Here is a 19,609-nt window from a genome sequence, read left to right as displayed (position 1 = left end):
GAACATCGCGGCCATGACACGGATCGCGACACACCCGTAGTCCTTGACGGCCCGGTCGAGCTGCCGGTAGGCCCGCAGCCCGCCCATCGGATCGATCAGGGCGCTGCCGTACAGGCGACCCTTGTGGTTGGTGGTCGCCGTCGCCATCTGCTCCAGGAACGCATCGAATATGTCGTCAGGCTGCCCGGCGGTCGCCTGGAACACGCCACGCGGACGGGTGTCGGGGTGCGACCAGCTGTGCAGCGCCGAAATGATCGTCTTCTCCACCCCGGTCGCGTCCATCATCGCCACAAGTTCCTCGGCGCTGGTGCCCGGCCCGCGGGATCCGCCACCGGTCTTGAACCATTTGTTGACGTTGCTGTTCAGTACCTCGTCAGCGAACTCGTTGACCAGCTCGTCTTTGGTGAGCATCGGCATGTTCGACCAGCCGTCGATGAACTTCATGCTCAGGGTCCTTTCAGTCACGCCGTCCTCGGTTCGGTCCGATCCGGCCGTCTTATTCGAGGCGACCCCATCGCATTACATGTCCCCGCGTTACCGAGTGCGCCGCATTGAGGCGGGGTGTCCTACGCATTCGACCGTCTGGTCGGTCTAAAATATCACAGCGCTCCGGTCGCCCGACGGAGTCCGGACAGTACATAGGCCCGGCAGAGAAGGCACACTAGAACTCGATCACGACTCGCCGTTGACATGCATCAGGAAGTTAACTTCACTGAGCTCATGGTTGATGACGGCCTGACCGCGCCTGAAGACGACTACGACCTGCTGACTCACCGAGAGGCGGGCAGGCGGCTTACTGACAACATCAATAACGAGCGCCAGCGGTGTGGTGAATCGCAGGGCGCCGAGGCGGAGGTCCATCGCTTGCGGATCGCCGAGCTAGAGGACGCCGTTAGACGGCATCGCGAGTGCCGTCCAGCCGACCGGCCGACATTCTTCAACGCGACGGGCCATCTAGAACGGGTCCAAACAGCGAAACACTAGTGGACGGACGCGCATTCACAGTTCACGCCAGCAGGGATCTCAAAGACCCACGCCTAGTCAGGTCAGCGCGGTTGTACCACTCCGCCCGCTGGGTGCTCGTCGACGTCCTTGAGGATCAGCTCGCGCACGGCGCGACGCGGTCCGTACGGCCGCAGCATGGTGCTGGCCGGCCGTGGGCGCACGTGCTGCGGCCACCAGAACCAGCGCCCTAGCAAGGTGGCCAGCGAAGGTGTCATGAACGACCGCACGATCAAGGTGTCGAACAACAAACCCAGCGCGATCGTCGTACCCACCTGGGCCATCACCAGCAGCGGGCTGAACATGAACGTGGCCATGGTGGCGGCGAACACCAGTCCGGCGGAGGTAACCACCGAGCCCGAACCGGCCATCGCGCGGATCGTCCCTGTCTTGAGCCCGGCGTGGATTTCCTCCTTGAACCGCGATATCAGCAGCAGGTTGTAGTCCGAGCCGACCGCCAGCAGCAGGATGATCGCCATCGCCAGCACCATCCAGTGCAGCTTCATGCCCAGGATGTACTGCCATACGAGCACGGAGAGTCCGAACGAGGCGCCCAGCGACAGCAACACCGTACCGACGATCACGAAGGCCGCCACGACGCTTCGGGTGATCACCAGCATGATGACGAAAATCAAAGTGGCTGCGGCGATTCCGGCGATCATCAGGTCGATGTTGGAGCCGTCGTGCATGTCCTTGTACGTCGCGGCGGTGCCGCCGAGGTAGACCTTGGCGCCCTCCCAGGGCGTGCCCTTGATCGCCTCGTGTACGGCCTGCTTGATCGGTGCGATGTGGTTGATGCCTTCAGGAGTCGCCGGATCGCCTTCATGGGAGATGATCAGCCGGACGGCGTGCCCGTTCGGCGAGATGAACTGTTTGAGACCCCGCGCGAAATCCGGGCTCTTGAAGGCCTCCGGCGGAAGGTAGAACGTGTCGTCGTTCTTCGCTTTGTCGAAGGCATCGCCCTGGGCGGTGGCGTTATCGGACTGCGCTTTCGCCTGGTCGTTAAGGCCCTGTGTGATCGCATAGTTCGACATGATGGTGTCGAGGTTGCGCTGCTGGCTCTCGATCTGCGGCGGTATCAGCGCCACCAGTTTGGGCTGGATCCGATCCAGCTTGTCGAGGTTCGCGCTGAGGTTCACGATGTTCTGGGCCACTTGATCGATGCCGTCGAGCGCGTTGAAGATCGACCGAAGTGCCCAGCAAGACGGAATGTCGTAGCAGTGCTTCTCCCAGTAGAAGTAGCTGCGGATCGGCCGGAAGAAATCGTCGAAGTTGGCGATGTCGTCGCGCAACGCCTCAGTGATCTGCACGGTTTCTCTGGTGAGCCTGGTGGTTTCGTGCGTGGTGTTGCTGAGGTCCTGGGTCACCTGCATCTGCTCATGCAGCGTTGCCATCGTCTTGCGCAGCTCGTCGGCCTGCTTGAGCAGGTTTGCCGCCTGCTCCTCTTGGTAGTGCTGGGTCTGGATCCGACCCGCAGCTTGCGCGCCCATCTGGAAACCGAGGGTGCTGTGGTCGAGTGGCGTGCCCAATGGCCGGGTGATGGTCTGCACCCGGCCGATACCGGGGATGTGGAAGACCGCCTTGGCGACCTTGTCCAGGACAATGAAGTCGGCCGGGTTACGCAAGTCGTGATCGGTCTCGATCATCAACAGTTCAGGATTGAGCCGAGCCTGGTCGAAGTGCCGGTCGGCCGCGGCGTAGCCGACATTGGCCGGGGTCTCCGCCGGCAGGAAGTGGCGGTTGTCGTAGTCCGTCTTGTAACCGGGCAGGGCGAGCAGACCAACCAATGCGACCGCGATGGTTACCGCGAGAACCGGTGCGGGCCAGCGGACGATGGCGGTGCCGATGCGACGCCAGCCCCGGGTCTGCAGCTTGCGCTTCGGATCCATGAGCTTGAAGAACGAGGCCACCGTCAGGACCGCCGGACCCAGTGTCAAAGCGGCCAGCACCGCGACCAGCATGCCGATGGCGCACGGTGCGCCCAATGACTGGAAGTAGGGCAGCCGGCAGAAGCTCAGGCAGTACATCGCGCCGGCGATGGTCAGGCCCGATCCCAGCACGACATGCGCGGTGCTGTGGAACATGGTGTAGAACGCTTGTTCGCGGGTCTCACCCAGACCGCGTGCTTCGTGGTAGCGGCCGACCACGAAGATCGCGTAGTCCGTGCCGGCGGCGATCGCCATCAACACCAATAAATTGTTGGCGAACGTGGAGAGTCCGATGATGTCGTAGTTGGCCAGCAAGGCAACGACGCCTCGGGCTGCCAACAATTCGACGAAGACCATGAACATCACGCCCAGGACGGTGACGAGCGAGCGATAGACGAACAGCAGCATGACAATAATCACCAGGATCGTGACCATGGTGACTATTGCGACGCCCTTGGCGCCCGCGTGGGACTGGTCGGCGAACAGCGGACCCGCGCCGGTGACGTATGCCTTGATCCCCGGCGGGGCGGGCACCGAGTTGACGATCTTGCGGACGGCGTCGGCAGAGTCGTTCGCCTGCCCGCTGCCCATGTTGCCGGCGAGGTAAACCTGGACGTATGCGGCCTTTTGATCGTGGCTCTGGGAACCCGCCGCGGTCAGCGGATCACTCCAGAAATCCTGGACGTGCTCAACGTGTTCCTTGTCTTGCTCGAGCCGCCTGACGATCTCGTCGTAATAGCGGTGCGCGTCGGCGCCGAGTGGCTTATCGCCCTCCAGCAAGATCATGGCCGAGTTGTCGGAATCAAACTCTTTGAACGTCGATCCGACGCGCATCATCGACTGGAAGGATGCCGCGTCCGTCGGACTCATCGACACCGAGTGGGTCTTGGCGACGGCCTCCAGCTGCGGGGCCACGGTGTTGGTGATAAAGACGATGCCCAGCCACACCAGCACGATCGGCAGCGCCAGCCGGTGGATCATCCGCGGCAGGAACGGCGGGATCAGCGGCTGATCGACGCGCGGCGGCTCGCTCATGCGGACTTGTCCAGGCAATAGACGAAGGCGTTCACGGTTTGGTTGGGATCTGAGCGGTTCGGAGTCTTGATGACGTCACCGCTCCCGTCGTGCTTGTTCACCACGAACTGGCAGGCTATCCAGCTGCCGTCTCCTTGCGCCACCAGGTTCGCCGGGATGCCGGGCTTCGTTGAACTCAATACTTTGCTCCAGGGCAAGGGCACGTTGAGGGCCTGCTGCGGATGGGAGTTCTCGTCGAGGTAGTTGATGGTTGCCGTGCTGCCCGGTGGGCCCCAGACCTCGAGGGTGATCGTCTTGGCGTTGAACTCGTCGAGTACCTCGCCCGAGGTGCCGCCACCGAACGAACCGCGGTGAACGCCAAAGACGCCGTGCAACCGGTACACCACGAACCCTGAGAGCGCGACGACAGCTGCGATCGTGAGCACCAGCCAGAAACGCCCCAGAAAACTTTTTTTCCCAGCGCGCTGCGGGGCGGCCGTGTCGCCCTCGCTGCCGGCGGAGTTCTGCGTCTTCAGCGGCTCGGTCCTTGGCTCAGTCGTCGTCATGGGCTCTTCAAGTCCTTCACCACGGGTGTCTTCACCGGCTGCAGTTCGCCAAGCCACAGGGCTCCGGCTCCTTTCTGAGTTCATGAGGATTCCGCGATCAGCCCGACGCAGGTGGCTGTCAGCAGCCGGGTGAGGGCGGACGCGAAGTCCAGATTCCACTCGGGCGGAACCACTTCGGGCTCCTCGGCGTAGACGTCGGTCAGGTGCTTCGGCGGGTTCGCGACCTGCCACAGCGTCGCGGCCAGCGAGTACGCGGCCAGCAGGATGTCGAGCGAGCCCGATCGTCCAAGTTCGGGCAGCGCGCATCCGATCGAATCGGCCAGCGACAGTGTGGCCGCGGTGCTGATCCGCCTGACCTCGATGACCCGCTCCGCGTCCACCTCGTGCTCCAAGTGCAGGTGCAGGTTGGCCAGCAGGTCACAAAACAACGGGTCCTCGGCCAGCGCTTCGGCCAATGTCTCGGCGATGCGCGAGGGCGACTTCACGCCGGGCTCGGCCAGCTTCTGCGACACCGTGTTGGACCACCGCACCCAACCCTCGGCGGACAGACGCAGCAGAACTTCCTTGTATGAGGTGAAATAGCGACGCACCGCCGAGTAGTGAATCCCGGCGCGGCTGGCGACCGCGGTCAGGGTGACCGACGCGACGCCCGTCTCCATCGCCAGCGAACGTGCGGCCTCCACCAAGGCCTCCGCACGTTGGCGTTTCTCTTCCTCAGTGCGAGCGCGCTGAAATGTCAGTTGCGCCACCGGCCGAGCGTAACGCACATTGTGTGATTTGCATAACGCACAAGTTGTTTGCACCTCGGGACGCCCGATCATTGCGAAATCGTCCGACTTCTGATTGCGATTTGGCGCGAGATCCCCAGACGCGTCGCCAACCTGCGCGAGCGCGCTGTGCCCGAAGCCAAAGCGGCCAGAGGGGACATGAAAAACAGCGACCCGCGCTGTGGACATGAACCGCGACCGTCACCTATGACCCGACTCATCAACGATCCCCGCACGTGTGACCCATGACGCAACTCATCTGTCAGCTATGTCTGAACTCAGACACCCTCAGCTAAACGACGCTTCGGCCATGACGAAACGCTTGGGCATCGGTGTCTGGCGCGGCTCGGAATTGTGCCACCTCGGGCGGCTATGAGAGAGGATTGCTGGATGGCGCGGACAGGGTCGTGCTATAGACTCCGGACTAGATCCGCGGACTGCCTGTCACCCTGATTGGTGATCGCCTCGAAACGCTTCTCCCAACGACGATGGTTATTGAGGGCCCCGAGCACCAAGGGTGACAAAGCGATTCCTCGAGTGATCACCGAATTGAGCATATTCGCCAGAAAGCCCATCGGCCGCATGATGTCGACGAAAAGAACTACTCGTACTCCGTCCGTCCGGTTCCAAGCCTCATGCTCGAATACGTCGTCGAAGATCATTACTCTGCCTTCTTGCCAATGACGGGTCTGCGATCCCACTCGGATGGCACACATGTCCGTTGGTTCGGGAATGACGAGGCCAAGATGAAGACGCAGCACCCCCTTATATAGACCTCGATGGGGGGGAATGTGCTTGCCGGGGGCAAGGATGGAGAAGAACGCAGTCTTCATGCCCGGTATCTGCCGGAGTACTTTGCTTGTTTCCGGGCAACGACGGCAGTTCCCCACCGACTTAACACCATATGCGTAGAAGAAAAATGTCTTCCAGTCGTCGCCCTGGGTGAGGCTCTCAGCTACACCTTTCTGGATGTCCTGAAAGTTCGGCATGTGCGACAGATAGGGCAAAAGCGTGTCCAGCTCGGCGCGAATCTTGCGCCAGTCAGCCTCGATAGCCTTCACCCAGGGAAAGTCCTGCTCATCGAAGAACTCGCGATCGCCGACCAACGAGGCTCGCCCAAAGTAGGCGCAAAGCTTTCGGTCTAGCGCGGTGAGTGTTCGCAGCAGGAATTTCTGTTGCTCGTCGAATGTGGCTGTGTTCGCGACGTTCGTGCCAGTCATTGGTGCGGCCCATAACGAAACAACATGGCTCCGGAACCTCTCCGTGTGTTGGCATTTGCGTTCATGAGGTTGCGCGATTCGTCAATGGAAACGTAAAAGCCAGTGGGGCTTAATTACATCAGGAGATGTGTCAAGCTTGAGCCGACAAGTTCATGCCATTTTCATAACGGCGGATAGCGGAGAAAACCCGCCCGCCGCGTCTGACGAAGGCAACAGCGTGCCAACTTTCGAGCAGCACTGTGCATCGCCACCAACGGTCGCAGCTCAAGGTCGATGGTCTCGGTGTCGCACCCGTTAGGCCGACCATGCGCGCGGCCTGCGGACCGCGACTGGCCGGGGGTGCAGAGTCCAACGCAACCGGCCGCACGGTAGACGGACTTTTCGATCCGGTGAACCGGATGGCTCATGCTGCGACGAGCCGTACGGTGCTCACCCGTCTCATCTGCCTGAACGGGCCGGATGCTCGTGGAGCGGTGCTTAAAGTCAGCTGGCCGCGGCGAAAGGTGTATCCGTCGAGGTCGCCACCGAGTCGGCAAATCGGGGCAGATTCTCGGCTACTACGGGACCACAGAAATAGCAGGGGTCAGGTTCGAGCGTGAGATAGCCGCACACGGGGCACACATCCGGACAAACATTGGTGGTGACCATCCGCACCTCCTAGTGGCGCGTACCTGATGCTCCTCGGTTACCCTCATTCCCGGCCATCGACACGCCGCATCGATCGGTAATGAACTGAAATGTTCATCCAGCAGCCGATCCGCCATCCCGGTGCGGGTACTCGCACGGTCACCGGCAAGAACTGTCATGTTCTCGACCGCTCCTGCCATGAACCGCTACAGGACCTCACGCTCACTTGGCTCACCGTTCACGGGGGTCTGCCCAGGCTCTGGTGTCAGACACGGGGCTACCGTGCAAATCTTGAGCAGCGCCATCATCATCAATAGAGCCACACCAGCAATAACAGCGAAGACTGCGAAGGCCACAACCATCGAGAAGATGCAGGCTATGACACTGGGATGACCGGTCCAAAACTCTGTCATGACGTTGCTGACGATTGGGACGAACGCACAGACAAAACTTACTCCGGGGAGCGTGTTACCTCAGGCCGTCGGCCTGACCTACGCACAACCTGAACAGGTGCCAGGAGATGTCGGCTTGCACCCCGGCCTGGGCCAGGTACTCTCGCCAATCGCTGCGGCGGAAGCCCCGCGCGATGGAGATGACCCCGTCCTCCCGCAGGATGCGATGCCAGCCCATCAGCCGTGCCAGAGCCGGGAAACTGTAGTAGGGCAGCGCGTGGCGCTGCAGGTCGACGATGTGCCAACCGCGCCTGGAATTTTCGTTAAGCCAGGTCAAGAACTTGACGACATCCTCGTCGCTGAGGTGATGGGTGAAGTCTGAACTGACAATGAAGTCAGGCCGCTGCGCGAGCGGGTACCGGAATACATCCGCCGTCCGGTAATCGATATTCATCCACCGAGGGGTCGCTTCCCGTGCGATGGCTGTGCTGCGCGGGTTGACGTCGATGCCCGAGAGTTGGACCTTCAGCCCGCGCCGGTGCGCCCATGTGGCGATAGCGCGCAACAGATCACCGTGCCCGCAGGCCACGTCCAAAATGGTGACCGTGCTGCCGGCGTGACGTGCTCTTGTGGCCCGCGCCAGCCAGCGAAGCGTCGGGTAGTGGGTGAAGGTCACGCGATTGACGACGGCGAGCTCATCGAGGCATCGCTGATAGGTGGCCAGGTCGGTGCTCTCGTCGTCCAATGTTTCCGGTTGCGTGCTGCGCGCTGAGAGGCGCATCGGCTGCCCCTTAGCTTGCCTCTGCTTATCGCAGCGAGCGTATGACGCACAGACGCGGCGCGGGTGCGAAAACGGGAACATGCAGAGCCGGAAGGGATGGAGTTGCCCGACCGTCAGGGTCTAGGCTGCAGCGGTCTTGCTCGCTCCGCATACGAAATTACACAGGCTTTCCGTGGTAGAACGTGCACAACGGCGCAGCGGATTGCGCTGACGTTTAAAAACTTTGGGCGCAAGCAGCGGCAGCGGATAGGGGATCGGGCCAAGGCTGTCGCCGAGTGCTCGACTTATCCTGCGGGACGCGAACCGAAATGGGCCGTTCCGAAGCCGGTGCGTAGCGAGACGTAGCTAATGTTCTCGAAGCCGGCTTGCAGCATGGCCTCGCTCAGTTCCTCGCGTGACAGCCAGGTGCGGATGGAATCGGACGTGTAACGGTGGGCGTCGCGATGCCAGGAAAACGCCCAGCCCGCCCTCGGCATCACGCCGAAGTAAAGCAGGTCATGAATGACTTTGAGCGGCTTGGCGTTCGGCTTGCTGAAGTCGAGCACCATCAAGCGGCCGCCCGGCCGTAGAACACGACGGAATTCACGTAGCGCCTGCCGGCGATCCGCAACGTTGCGCAGCCCGAAGCCGATCGTGACTACGTCAAACCATGCATCCGGGAACCGCAGATCCGTGGCGTCGCCGTCCTGGAAGTCGACGGACCCGTGCTGCCGGCCCCGGGCGACCTCAAGCATCGCCGCGCAGGAATCGACGGCCACCACCACGCCTTCCGGTCCGACTGCGGCCTCCTCCGCCAGCGCCAGGTCGCCGGTTCCAGTGGCAACATCCAGCACTCGTTCGCCCGGCCGAAGGGCGCAAAGCTCGATGGCCTGTCGCTTCCACACCCGGTGCAGCCCCACCGTCCAAACATCGGTCATCACGTCGTAGCGCGGCGCTAGCGCAGAGAACAGCTCCTTGACGTACCTGCTTTTGGCTTCGTCCGACTGGTTCCATCGCCGTGTAATCATCGGGAGCCTCCGCAGATCGCGACGTTGCCCCCGAATCGTCGATGGGAGCATAAGCGCTTCCGTGCTCACCCATATCCTTAATTCCGGAAATCACCGCGGCTGGTGGTAGGCCAACGGGGCCGGCACGCGACCCGAAACGGGCATCGAGCGTCCGAATCGTGGCTATCTGCACTGGAGAAAAAACCGGCAATCCTACTTTGGGTGTCGGCGTGAAATTGGTCGGTTCAGACGACCCGGCCCAAGACGGTCCAAAGCCGCCGACATCAGAATTTCTGCGGAGTTTTTCAGAGTATTGCACGCGCGCGTAACGACCGCTATAACATCAAATAGCCGTACTTCGATGCCACGGTGATTGAACTAGGAGAAAGGCTTGATTCATGAAGACGAAGACCACCAAGAAGATGCTGAAAGCCGTCGCGCTAGCCACAGTGCTGACGGGCGTGATGCTGGGATCGTCGGGCTGCATAACGATCGACCTTTCGCCAGGCACAATCGCAACGAGGTGACCTCCCGGCGCGATGCTGGAGAGCACGCTTGTTCAAACGGTCAAGTCGTCGGCTGACGCTTAAACTGACTGCCGTGCAATCGCTTACGCGACGGCGCCAAGTCAAGTAGAGCGGTCATCGCTAGTCGCGGGAAGCGGCTCGATTTCGCGGCTGATTGTCGAGATCATCCATCCGCCGGCCCGGCGGCTGATTTCGTCAGTGATGTCGCGATGACCGCTGCGGTGAGCACCGAACGGAATCGCATGGACCCCGGTTCATGACATTGTTTTTCATTGTCATGGTCCGGCGCGTATGACAGCGCAACGGCTTCATGTTTATCGTCTCGAGCGGTGGGCGAAGAATTGCACCAATTGCAATCGATGGTGTCGGTGTCGCGCTTCTTGACGGGTCGTGTTCGTAATTCAGGTCGCGGGCTCGATATTACTCGCTACGCCAGGTAAACATCGGCATCCACAAAAGAGGGCTCTGCCCCGGCGAGAGCTGGGGCGACCCCAGCACGCCCTAGACGACCTCGACCGGGGTTGTGCGTCAAATCCTTCCTGGCGGGTACCTGGAACTCACGGGATAAAGGAGGCGCCATGCCCACCGGGAACGAGTCATCACCACGAAGCGAAAAGGCCGTCACCGCAGAAGATGTCAAGCTCGCCGAACGTAAAGCCGCCGCGGCGCGCGAACGCGCCGCTCGCGCGGGACTGTCCGCAGCGCGGAGCTTTGAACAATCCGCAGTTCAGCACGAGCGGGTCGCGAAGATCCAAGATCAAACCATCCAACAAGGGGTCTCGCACACGGAGGTTCACCGCAGGTCTGCGTTGAAGCACCGCCAAGCGGCGGCAGAGGACCGCAAGCTGGCCGAGCAGAAGCGCCGGGAATCCGAAGCGGACCTTGCGTCGGCGCCGCTCACCGACTGACGCCGGTCAGTGCTCCACGAAGCGGGCGCGAACCTGCGGCGAAGGCAACGGGCAGGTGTCGTACTTGCCGCCGACGCGATAGCGGACTGCGGCGAACCTGTCGTAGAGCCAGTCGAGCAGCGGAGCCGGGATGACACGCGCGATCGTAACCAGCCGCCACGCTCCGCCGAGATAATTCGCGACACGCAGCACGGCCTCGGATCGGACAGCCACCCGTTCCGATGGCCCGCCGGGATCATCGACGAACACCACCGAGTCGACGCTGCCGATCTCCGGGTGCCGCTCGATGATTCCTTTGGCGAAGACACTCTCCAGCGCCGCGAAGCGCAGGGGACCGGTCGGATCGAATCGCAGGATCGTCCGAACCGACCGATTGCACACCCCGCAGACCCCGTCGTACAGCAGCACGGGCGTCGCCGATTCACCGCTCATATTTGCGAGGTTACTGGCCGGAGCGCCCAGCGCACGGGCGCCAAGATTGACCTTTGGTAAGGCAACCCTTAGTTTGTGGGGGTAACGTCGTGACCGGCTGGTCGGCGATCCGCGGCGGGACGCGGGCGAGCCGGGTCGCCCGCCGATGTCGAGTTCAGGGTGCGCGGTCGATGCCGGCCGCATCGATCCGTGACCCGTGGCAGTGAATCCGCCGGGTCGTCCAGATCGCCGAGGCCGTCGCTCCGCCGAGCGCCGCGAGAAAGGACCGCCAATGGCACGCGGATTCTCCGGTGTGATGCTGCGCAGCTTCGGCGCGCGCGACCACAGCGCAACGGTCACCGAAACCGTTCGGATCGCCCCGCACTTCGTCCGGGTCCGCATGACGTCGCCGACGCTATTCGAAGACGTCGACGCCGAACCGGCGGCGTGGCTGCGGTTCTGGTTCCCGGACCCGGACGGATCGAAAACGGAATTCCAGCGCGCGTACACGATCTCGGAGGCGGACGTTGCCAGCGGACGCTTCGCGGTCGACATCGTGCTGCACGATCCTGCCGGCCCGGCGTCGCTATGGGCGCGCACCGTGCGGCCTGGAGCCACCATCGCGGTCATGGCACTGATGGGTTCGTCGCGGTTTGACGTACCCGACGAGCAGCCGGCCGGTTACCTGCTGATCGGTGACTCCGCATCCATACCGGGGATGAACGGGATCATCGGAGTAATCCCCGACGACGTCCCGATCGAGATGTACCTCGAACAGCACGACGACGACGACACGTTGATCCCGGTCGCCCAGCATCCTCGGCTGCGGCTGCGCTGGGTTGCCCGCCACGACGAGAAGTCGCTCGCCGCCGCGATCGAGAGCCGGGATTGGTCCAACTGGTATGCATGGGCGACGCCAGAAGCCACGACGCTCAAGCACGTGCGGGCCCGGCTGCGTGACGAATTCGGCTTTCCCAAATCTGAGGTTCACGCCCAGGCCTACTGGAGCGCGGGGCGCGCGATGGGTACCCGGCGCGGTGGCGAGCCGGAGGCATCCGACAGCGTCGCGCCCACCGTGTCCGCGGAAGACACTGCTGTGCAGCTGGAGGCGGCACAGCAGGTAGCCGACACGAAGCCCGCGCCAGCGGCCCGCGGTAACTGGCGTGCCCAGGCCGCCGGCCGATTGCTCGCGCCGCTGCGGTCGGCGCTGATCGTCTCGGGCGCGTTGCAGACGCTGATCACGCTGGTGCAACTGACACCCTTTGTGTTGCTGGTCGAGCTGGCTCGGCGCCTGGTTTCCGGGGCGCCCGCTTCCCGACTGACCGACATCGGCATCGCCGCGGTGTCGCTGCTGGGCCTCGGGGCGTTGTTCGGTGCCGCCCTCACTCTCTGGCTCCATGTCGTCGACGCGCGGTTCGCCCGTGATTTGCGTTCGCGACTGTTGCACAAGCTGTCTCGGCTACCGCTGGGCTGGTTCACCGCGCGCGGGTCGGGATCGATCAAACAACTGCTGCAGGACGACACGTTGTCCCTGCACTACCTGGTCACCCACGCCATCCCGGACGCGGTCGCCGCGGCCGTCGCGCCGGTCGCGGTGTTGGTGTACCTGTTCGTTGTCGACTGGCGGGTGGCGTTGGTGCTGTTTGTGCCCGTCCTCGTGTACCTGGTCCTGACGTCGTCGCTCACGATCCAGTCGGGCCCGCGCATCCCGCAGTCGCACCGCTGGGCGGAGACGATGAGCGGCGAGGCCGGCGCATACCTGGAAGGCCAGCCGGTGATTCGTGTCTTCGGTGGGGCCGCCGCATCCAGCTTCCGGCGCCGCCTGGACGATTACGTCGGCTTCCTGGTCAGCTGGCAGCGACCGCTAGCCGGCAAGAAGACAGTCATGGATTTGGTCACCCGTCCCTCCACGTTCCTTTGGCTCATCGCGGTCACGGGAACATTGCTGGTGGTCACGGGCCGGATGAATGCGGTGGATCTATTGCCGTTCTTGTTGCTGGGCACCACATTCGGCGCACGACTGCTCGGCATAGCCTACGGGCTGGGCGGCATCCGCGCCGGCATGCTCGCCGCGCGGCGCCTGCAGAACACGCTCGACGAGGCCGACCTCGCCGTGCTGGACGACGACCAAGTCCACCAAAGTTCGGCGGCCACAGTGATGTTCGACAACGTGGGCTTCGGCTACCGCCCCGACGTTCCGGTCATCCACGATGTCTCGCTGACCTTGCGGCCCGGCACGGTCACCGCGCTGGTCGGCCCGTCCGGATCCGGCAAGTCGACCTTGGCGGCCTTGCTGGCCCGGTTCCACGACGTCGGGCAGGGCGCGATACGTGTTGGGGGACAAGATATTCGGTCGATGACCGCCGACCAGCTGTATGCCCAGGTCGGATTCGTGTTGCAGGAAACGCAATTGGTGCACGGTACCGTCGCAGAGAACATCGCGCTGGCCGTCCCCGATGCCACCAGGGCGGAAATCGAGCGAGCGGCGCGCGAGGCCCAAATCCACGACCGCATCATGCGACTGCCGGACGGCTACGACACCAGGCTGGGCGCCGGAAAGAGGCTATCGGGCGGCGAACGCCAACGGCTCACCATCGCCCGTGCGATCCTGGCCGACACCCCGGTGCTGATCCTCGACGAGGCCACTGCATTTGCCGACCCGGAATCGGAATACCTTGTGCAGCAGGCGCTTAATCGGTTGACGCAGGACCGCACCGTGCTGGTGATTGCGCATCGCTTGCATACGATCACCCGGGCCCATCAGATCGTCGTGCTTGACCACGGCCGCATCGTCGAACGCGGCACGCACGACGAGCTGCTGAGCGCCGACGGCCGCTACCGACGGTTATGGGAGGGTGGCCGCCGCGACCAGTTGACCGCCGGCACGACTGGCGAGGGGGCACGATGATTCGTACGTGGTTGAGCCTGGTCCCGGCGGATCGCCGCAACCGGGTCGTCACCTACACGGTGCTGGCGTTGATCTCCGTGGTGGTGCGCGCGGTGGCCAGCGTGTTGCTCGTCCCTCTGGTCGGGGCGCTGTTCAGTGACGACCCGGGGCGCGCGCTGGTCTGGCTGGGGTGGCTCACTGCGGCCACCGTGACCGGCTGGGTGATCGACACCGCAACGGCGCGTATCGGTTTCGATTTGGGCTTTGCCGTGCTGGACCACAGCCAACACGACGTGGCGGATCGGCTGCCGGGTGTGAAGCTGGATTGGTTCACCGCCGAGCACACGGCGACGGCGCGGCAGGCGATCGCGGCCACCGGCCCGGAACTCGTCGGTCTGGTCGTCAACCTACTCACGCCGCTGATCTCCGCCATCCTGCTGCCCGCGGCCATCGCGGTGGTCTTGTTGCCGGTCTCCTGGCAGCTCGGGGCCGCCGCGCTGGGTGGTCTGCCGCTGCTGCTGGGCGCGCTATGGGCATCGGCCCGCATCGCGCGACGCGCGGATGCCGCGGCAGCCGACGCCAACAGCGCGCTCACCGAACGGATCATCGAGTTCGCCCGAACCCAGCAGGCGCTGCGAGCCGCGCGCCGCGTCGAGCCGGCGAGGAGCCTCGTCGGTAATGCACTGGCCGCCCAGCACGGTGCCACGATGCGCTTGCTCTCCATGCAGGTTCCTGGGCAACTGCTGTTCAGCCTCGCCAGTCAGCTTGCGCTGATCCTGCTCGCCGGGGCGACCACCGCGCTGACCGTGAATGGAACGGTCACGGTGCCCGAGGCGGTTGCGTTGATCGTCGTCATCGTGCGCTACCTCGAACCGTTCACCACCATCAGCGAGCTGGCTCCGGCGCTGGAAAGCACCCGCGCGACGCTCGAGAACATCCGCTCGGTGCTCGCCGCGCCGCTGGTGAACGTCGGCGCCGCCACGCTGGCGGGCGCAGCGGCGCCCCGCATCGAATTCGACGACGTGGTGTTTCGTTACGACGGTGCCGGCTCGCCGGTGCTCGACGGGGTGAGCTTCACGTTGGAGCCGGGTAGCACCACGGCGATCGTCGGGCCTTCCGGTTCGGGCAAGAGCACCATCCTGGCGCTCATCGCCGGGCTGCATGAGCCAACCGGCGGCCGGGTGCTGATCGACGGAGTGGATGCGGTGACGCTGGACGGCGCAGCGCGGCGGGCAGCCAGCAGCGTGGTGTTCCAGCATCCCTACCTGTTTCACGGGTCGATCCGCGACAACGTGCTCGCCGGAGATCCCGGCGCGGGCGAAGAGCAGTTGACGCGGGCGGTGGCGCTCGCCCGCGTCGACGAGCTCGTCGGGAGGCTGCCCGACGGTGCCGACACCGTCGTTGGAGAGGCCGGCTCGGCACTGTCCGGTGGTGAGCGGCAACGGGTCAGCATCGCCCGCGCGTTACTCAAGCCCGCGCCGATACTGCTGGTAGACGAGGCGACCAGCGCGCTGGACACCGAGAACGAGGCGGCGGTGGTCGACGCCCTAACCGCCGACCGGCAATCGCGCACCCAGGTGATCGTCGCCCATCGGCTGGCCAGCATCAGGCACGCCGACCGGGTTCTGTTCGTCGACAACGGCCGAGTCGTCGAAGATGGAACCGTTGACGAATTGCTCGCTGCGGGCGGCCGTTTCGACGAGTTCTGGCGCCAGCAGCACGAAGCCGCCGAATGGCGGATTCTGGCCGACTAGCACACCGCGGTCGACCGCAACTCTTGCGGTATGCCTTACAGTTTGTCGGTCGGACCGAGCTGTCTGCTTACAGGAGGCGTGCTGCTCATGAGTGCCGTGCTGTCGATACCGCGTTACCCCGGCGACGTGACCCCGCAGTGGTTGTCGGCGGCGCTCAGCGGCGGCGGCACACCTGTCGCGGTCGCCGACGTGGAGGTGATCGCGATCGGCACGGGACAAACCGGGGCGACCTACCGGGTCACCGCTCGCTATGCGACGGATCCCGGCGACCTGCCGCAGACCTTTGTGATCAAGCTGCCCGCCCAGGACGACGCGGTACGTGACCGGGTCGTCATCGGCTACCGCAGCGAATGCGCCTTCTACTCCTCGGTGGCGGATCGGGTCCAAGTGCCGACACCACGATGCTTCTATTCGGAGATCACCGAGGATGCAACGGATTTCGCCCTGCTGCTCGCCGACCAGGCGCCGGCGGTGCAGGGCGATCAGCTCATCGGGTGTGGCGAAACCGAAGCGCGGCTTGCGGTTACCGCTCTGGCGGGCCTACACGCGCCGAGTTGGTGCGATCCCGTCTGGCTCGATTTTCCGGGCATCGCGTTCGGCCGGCCGGATGAAGCCGGTGCCGGCGGTATGGGTGAGGTGGCGAAGATGAGCGCCGACATCACCCTGGAGAAGCTGGGTGATCGGATGAGCTCGGAAGATCGCGACACCTTCAGCGCGGCAATGGGTTCGATCGCACCGTGGCTGATGTCCGACTACGACCGGTTCGCCTTGTTGCACGGCGATTATCGGCTGGACAACTTGCTGTTCGATCCCGATCGAACCAGGGTCAGCGTGGTCGACTGGCAGACGCTCGGCGTCGGCTTGCCGGCCCGAGATCTGGCCTACTTCACCGCAACCAGCCTCAACTCGCAGTTGCGGGCCAACATTGAAGAAGAGCTCGTTGCCGACTATCACCGGGCCTTGACGGCCGGCGGTGTCGCCGGCTACGACCGCGAAACATGTTGGCGCGATTACCGGCTCGGGGTGTTGCAGGCACCCCTGATCTCCGCGCTGGGCTTCGCATTCGCCGCGGCCACCGAGCGTGGCGACGACATGGTGCTGACCATGCTCAGCCGTGGGTGCCAGGCGATCCGCGAGCTGGGGACGCTGGAATTAATCGAGCACTGATCGGCGACCGCTTCCTGTGCCAACTGCATGCGTGAGGTGAGCCCGAGTTTCGCCTAGACATGGGTGAGGTCAGAGATCGCCGGTGAAGTCGGCGCTCAACCAGCGGTCGGGCCGGATGGTGAACAGCACCTCCTCGACGCCTTCCATGCTGCGCACGAACGCCCGACCGCCCTCTTCGCCGAGGTAACGGATCGCGATCGATTCCTGTACGTCGGCGGGCGCCGGGTTGGTGGTCTCGACGACGGTGCCTTCCACCACCACGTACTGATACGGCGGCTCCTCGCGCTGAACCACCAGCGTCACCACCCCCGTTTGGGCGATGAGGCGGGCCTTGCGGCTCGACGGCCCAGTCATGATCCGGATATTTCCACCGGGGGTGTAGTCGTACCAGATCGGGACACTGGCCGGCGGCCGGCCTTCGGTGGCGGCGACGGATAGCACCGCCACATGCTTGTCGGCGAGAAACTTCTGGCGCTCGGTTTCACTGAAGGCTTTCATGCCGTGTGCAAACGCCGCGACGGTGGAGCTATTCCCGGGTGACCTGCCAAAAGCGATCAGTACTGTGTCGAGCCCTGGTCGATCGGGATTTGTGCGGCCGTGACCTTGCGCGATTCGTCGCTGGCCAGCCAGCAGACGGTATCGGCGATCTCCTCGGGCTCGGCGACCCAGTCCGGCAGAAACGGTGTGAGGACGTGCGACAGCTGCGGGTTGGTCTCCATGGTCTTGCCCACCGCGTCGACCATGTCACCGGAGCCCATCGCGGTATTCACCGGACCCGGGTGAACACTGTTGACCCGAATCGAATGCTTCCCCAATTCCGCGGCGAAGGCCCGCGCCAGCCCGGTGACGGCATGCTTGCTGGCGGTGTAGTGGATCATGAAGGGCTGCATCTTCATGCCGGCGGCAGAACTGACGAGGATGATGGAGCCGCCGCGGCCCCCGGCGATGATCTTGTCCGCGCCGGCCATCACGGTGTTCCAGGTGCCCGTCACGTTGATGTCCATGACGTCGCGGAAGTTCTCCGGTGTGATGTCGTCCCATGCCTGCGGGGCCGCGACGCCCGCGTTGGCGACGATGATGTCCAGCCGGCCCAGCTCGGCGACGCCATCGACGACCGCCTTTCGCAGACCGTCGAAGTCGCGGGTGTCCACGACCGAAGAGATGATCCGGCGATTCGCCGCTTCGACCAGGCGCACGGTCTCGCTCAGGTCGTCGGGAGTCGCCGGATCGTAGGGCACGCACGGCGGCAGCTTGCCCGCGATGTCGACCGCGATGATGTCGGCGCCCTCCTGGGCCATGCGCACGGCGTGCGCCCTGCCCTGACCGCGGGCCGCGCCGGTAATGAATGCCACTCTTCCGGCGAGCTTGCCGCTCATAGGTGCTCCTCTAGTCCGTTCGGTCGCGCGGCCACGCTCAACCCTGTGCCGCCTTGACGAGGTTGGATCCGATGATCAAACGCTGAATCTCACTGGTGCCCTCGTACAGCCGCAGCAGGCGCACATCGCGGTAGATGCGTTCGACGGCAACGCCTCGCATGTAACCCGTGCCGCCATGAATCTGCACCGCGAGATCGGCGACATTGCCGGCCATTTCGGTGCAGAAGACCTTGGCGGCTGACGGCGCGATCCTGCGATCCTCCTCCGTGACCCATAGCCGAGCGGCTTCGCGCACCAGCGCCCGGCCGGCCATCACGCCGGTCTGCTGGTCGGCGAGCATGCCCTGCACCAGTTGGAAGCTCCCGATCGGCGTCCCGCCCTGCGTTGCGGTGGCGGCGTACGACACCGATTCGTCGAGCGCGCGTTGCGCCGCGCCCACCGCGAGCGCGGCGATGTGCACCCGCCCACGGGCCAACGACGTCAGGGCCGCCCGGTATCCGTGGTCTTCACTACCGCCGACAAGCGCATCGGAGCCGACGCGCACGTCGGTGAAATTGACGTCGGCAGTCCAGGCGCCTTCCTGGCCCATCTTGGCGTCCTTGGCGCCCACCTCGACGCCCGCGGCGTCTGCGGGAACCAGGAAGACGGCGATTCCCGGGCCCTTGTCGTCGGCCGGTCGGGTACGTGCGAACACCACAAAGAGATTCGCGACGGGTGCGTTGGTGATGAAGCGCTTCTGTCCCGAGATCACCCAAGCCGCGTCGTTTCCGGAGCCGTCGCGAACGGCTTTGGTGCGCAAGCCGGTCGGGTTAGACCCCGCGCCGGGTTCGGTCAACGCGAAGGACGCGACGACGTCGCCGGACGCGATCGACTCCAGCCAGCGGGACTTCTGTTCGTCGGTGCCGAACCCCACCAGCACCTGCCCGGCGATGCCGTTGTTGGTGCCGAACATCGAACGCAGCGCCAGTGACGTGTAGCCCAACTCCATCGCCATCTCCACGTCCTGCATGAGGTTGAGCCCAAGGCCGCCCCACTCCTGGGGAATCGCGTAGCCGAACAGGCCCATCTTCTTTGCCTCATCACGCAGGTCATCGGGGACGCGATCGGCCTCGAGGATCTCCTGCTCGCGAGGGACAACTGCGCTACGGATGAATTGCTTTGTCTGAGCGAGGATCTCGCGGAAGTCCTCGTCGGAGACTTCAGCGCCTTCGGCCGTGGCCATGGGCTCCACACTCCTCTCTCGATCCGGGACACCCCGGTTCAGAGCAGGATCCTATATCAAATATGATATTGCCT

At 64.1% G+C, this 19,609-nt stretch carries 17 protein-coding genes; 6 read left to right on the top strand and 11 right to left on the bottom strand.

Annotated elements, in window-relative coordinates:
• Positions 1–465, bottom strand: a 465-nt coding sequence (locus A5686_RS19880; protein ID WP_369829729.1) for a hypothetical protein, incomplete at its 3' end; no start/stop codon positions are given.
• A gap of 255 nt (positions 466–720) precedes the next feature.
• Between A5686_RS19880 and A5686_RS19875 the strand changes: the two genes are divergently transcribed.
• Positions 721–984, top strand: a complete 264-nt coding sequence (locus A5686_RS19875) for a hypothetical protein (RefSeq protein WP_156750148.1) — start codon at positions 721–723, stop codon at positions 982–984.
• A 62-nt stretch (positions 985–1,046) separates the two neighbouring features.
• Here A5686_RS19875 and A5686_RS19870 read toward each other — a convergent pair whose 3' ends face one another.
• From A5686_RS19870 to A5686_RS19840, 6 genes are all read right to left on the bottom strand, one after another.
• Positions 1,047–3,965: an RND family transporter gene (locus A5686_RS19870; protein WP_067937825.1), complete on the bottom strand. Its 2,919-nt coding sequence runs from the start codon at positions 3,963–3,965 to the stop codon at positions 1,047–1,049.
• Positions 3,962–4,510, bottom strand: a complete 549-nt coding sequence (locus A5686_RS19865) for an MmpS family transport accessory protein (RefSeq protein ID WP_067937822.1) — start codon at positions 4,508–4,510, stop codon at positions 3,962–3,964. The genes A5686_RS19870 and A5686_RS19865 overlap by 4 nt, the downstream gene beginning before the upstream one ends.
• An 80-nt stretch (positions 4,511–4,590) precedes the next feature.
• Positions 4,591–5,277 (bottom strand): TetR family transcriptional regulator, encoded by a 687-nt coding sequence (locus A5686_RS19860; RefSeq protein WP_156750147.1) that lies wholly within the window; start codon positions 5,275–5,277, stop codon positions 4,591–4,593.
• A gap of 410 nt (positions 5,278–5,687) precedes the next feature.
• Positions 5,688–6,497 (bottom strand): aspartyl/asparaginyl beta-hydroxylase domain-containing protein, encoded by an 810-nt coding sequence (locus tag A5686_RS19855; RefSeq protein WP_067937817.1) that lies wholly within the window; start codon positions 6,495–6,497, stop codon positions 5,688–5,690.
• Positions 6,498–7,592: 1,095 nt separating this feature from the next.
• Complete coding sequence (locus A5686_RS19845; protein WP_067937813.1) at positions 7,593–8,297, bottom strand: methyltransferase domain-containing protein; 705 nt, start codon at positions 8,295–8,297, stop codon at positions 7,593–7,595.
• Positions 8,298–8,581: 284 nt separating this feature from the next.
• Complete coding sequence (locus tag A5686_RS19840) at positions 8,582–9,304, bottom strand: ubiquinone/menaquinone biosynthesis methyltransferase (RefSeq protein WP_067937811.1); 723 nt, start codon at positions 9,302–9,304, stop codon at positions 8,582–8,584.
• A 377-nt stretch (positions 9,305–9,681) separates the two neighbouring features.
• Here A5686_RS19840 and A5686_RS28220 point away from each other — a divergent pair, with 377 nt between their 5' ends.
• Positions 9,682–9,810: a hypothetical protein gene (locus A5686_RS28220; RefSeq protein ID WP_255405045.1), complete on the top strand. Its 129-nt coding sequence runs from the start codon at positions 9,682–9,684 to the stop codon at positions 9,808–9,810.
• Positions 9,811–10,388: 578 nt separating this feature from the next.
• Positions 10,389–10,718: a hypothetical protein gene (locus A5686_RS19835; RefSeq protein ID WP_067937809.1), complete on the top strand. Its 330-nt coding sequence runs from the start codon at positions 10,389–10,391 to the stop codon at positions 10,716–10,718.
• A 6-nt stretch (positions 10,719–10,724) separates the two neighbouring features.
• Here the strand turns inward: A5686_RS19835 and A5686_RS19830 are convergent, their stop codons facing one another.
• Entirely contained in the window at positions 10,725–11,150 is a 426-nt protein-coding gene (locus tag A5686_RS19830; RefSeq protein ID WP_067937807.1) for a thiol-disulfide oxidoreductase DCC family protein, read from the bottom strand.
• 271 nt (positions 11,151–11,421) lie between these two features.
• Between A5686_RS19830 and A5686_RS19825 the strand changes: the two genes are divergently transcribed.
• The 3 genes from A5686_RS19825 (at position 11,422) to A5686_RS19815 (ending at position 16,937) form a co-directional block, all read left to right on the top strand.
• A complete protein-coding gene (locus A5686_RS19825; protein ID WP_067937805.1) occupies positions 11,422–14,037 on the top strand; it encodes an ABC transporter ATP-binding protein/permease in 2,616 nt (871 codons plus the stop codon).
• Entirely contained in the window at positions 14,034–15,770 is a 1,737-nt protein-coding gene (locus A5686_RS19820; RefSeq protein ID WP_067937803.1) for an ABC transporter ATP-binding protein, read from the top strand. The genes A5686_RS19825 and A5686_RS19820 overlap by 4 nt, the downstream gene beginning before the upstream one ends.
• An 87-nt stretch (positions 15,771–15,857) precedes the next feature.
• Positions 15,858–16,937 carry a phosphotransferase family protein gene (locus A5686_RS19815; RefSeq protein WP_067937853.1) on the top strand — a complete coding sequence of 360 codons (1,080 nt, stop codon included), beginning with the start codon at positions 15,858–15,860 and terminating at the stop codon, positions 16,935–16,937.
• A gap of 69 nt (positions 16,938–17,006) precedes the next feature.
• On the opposite strand, the gene A5686_RS19810 is transcribed toward A5686_RS19815, so the two are convergent.
• Genes A5686_RS19810 through A5686_RS19800 form a run of 3 tightly spaced genes read right to left on the bottom strand, consistent with a single transcriptional unit; the run spans position 17,007 to position 19,535 of the window.
• Positions 17,007–17,435, bottom strand: a complete 429-nt coding sequence (locus A5686_RS19810) for a pyridoxamine 5'-phosphate oxidase family protein (RefSeq protein ID WP_067937801.1) — start codon at positions 17,433–17,435, stop codon at positions 17,007–17,009.
• A 56-nt stretch (positions 17,436–17,491) separates the two neighbouring features.
• Positions 17,492–18,313, bottom strand: a complete 822-nt coding sequence (locus tag A5686_RS19805; RefSeq protein ID WP_067937799.1) for a mycofactocin-coupled SDR family oxidoreductase — start codon at positions 18,311–18,313, stop codon at positions 17,492–17,494.
• Positions 18,314–18,350: 37 nt separating this feature from the next.
• A complete protein-coding gene (locus A5686_RS19800) occupies positions 18,351–19,535 on the bottom strand; it encodes an acyl-CoA dehydrogenase family protein (protein ID WP_067937797.1) in 1,185 nt (394 codons plus the stop codon).
• Positions 19,536–19,609 lie beyond the last annotated feature (74 nt).

The organism is Mycobacterium sp. E2479, from assembly GCF_001667925.1.
Classification (GTDB): Bacteria; Actinomycetota; Actinomycetes; order Mycobacteriales; family Mycobacteriaceae; genus Mycobacterium.
Note: the sequence above shows the minus strand (reverse complement) of the source record. Positions and strands in the feature narration are given on the sequence as shown.

Excerpts from the sequence above, each read along its gene's own strand:
- A5686_RS19875 (WP_156750148.1), top strand. The coding sequence starts at position 721 with ATGGTTGATGACGGCCTGACCGCGCCTGAAGACGACTACGACCTGCTG.
- A5686_RS19870 (WP_067937825.1), bottom strand. The coding sequence starts at position 3,965 with ATGAGCGAGCCGCCGCGCGTCGATCAGCCGCTGATCCCGCCGTTCCTG.
- A5686_RS19865 (WP_067937822.1), bottom strand. The coding sequence starts at position 4,510 with ATGACGACGACTGAGCCAAGGACCGAGCCGCTGAAGACGCAGAACTCC.
- A5686_RS19855 (WP_067937817.1), bottom strand. The coding sequence starts at position 6,497 with ATGACTGGCACGAACGTCGCGAACACAGCCACATTCGACGAGCAACAG.
- A5686_RS19845 (WP_067937813.1), bottom strand. The coding sequence starts at position 8,297 with ATGCGCCTCTCAGCGCGCAGCACGCAACCGGAAACATTGGACGACGAG.
- A5686_RS19840 (WP_067937811.1), bottom strand. The coding sequence starts at position 9,304 with ATGATTACACGGCGATGGAACCAGTCGGACGAAGCCAAAAGCAGGTAC.
- A5686_RS28220 (WP_255405045.1), top strand. The coding sequence starts at position 9,682 with ATGAAGACGAAGACCACCAAGAAGATGCTGAAAGCCGTCGCGCTAGCC.
- A5686_RS19835 (WP_067937809.1), top strand. The coding sequence starts at position 10,389 with ATGCCCACCGGGAACGAGTCATCACCACGAAGCGAAAAGGCCGTCACC.
- A5686_RS19830 (WP_067937807.1), bottom strand. The coding sequence starts at position 11,150 with ATGAGCGGTGAATCGGCGACGCCCGTGCTGCTGTACGACGGGGTCTGC.
- A5686_RS19825 (WP_067937805.1), top strand. The coding sequence starts at position 11,422 with ATGGCACGCGGATTCTCCGGTGTGATGCTGCGCAGCTTCGGCGCGCGC.
- A5686_RS19820 (WP_067937803.1), top strand. The coding sequence starts at position 14,034 with ATGATTCGTACGTGGTTGAGCCTGGTCCCGGCGGATCGCCGCAACCGG.
- A5686_RS19815 (WP_067937853.1), top strand. The coding sequence starts at position 15,858 with ATGAGTGCCGTGCTGTCGATACCGCGTTACCCCGGCGACGTGACCCCG.
- A5686_RS19810 (WP_067937801.1), bottom strand. The coding sequence starts at position 17,435 with ATGAAAGCCTTCAGTGAAACCGAGCGCCAGAAGTTTCTCGCCGACAAG.
- A5686_RS19805 (WP_067937799.1), bottom strand. The coding sequence starts at position 18,313 with ATGAGCGGCAAGCTCGCCGGAAGAGTGGCATTCATTACCGGCGCGGCC.
- A5686_RS19800 (WP_067937797.1), bottom strand. The coding sequence starts at position 19,535 with ATGGCCACGGCCGAAGGCGCTGAAGTCTCCGACGAGGACTTCCGCGAG.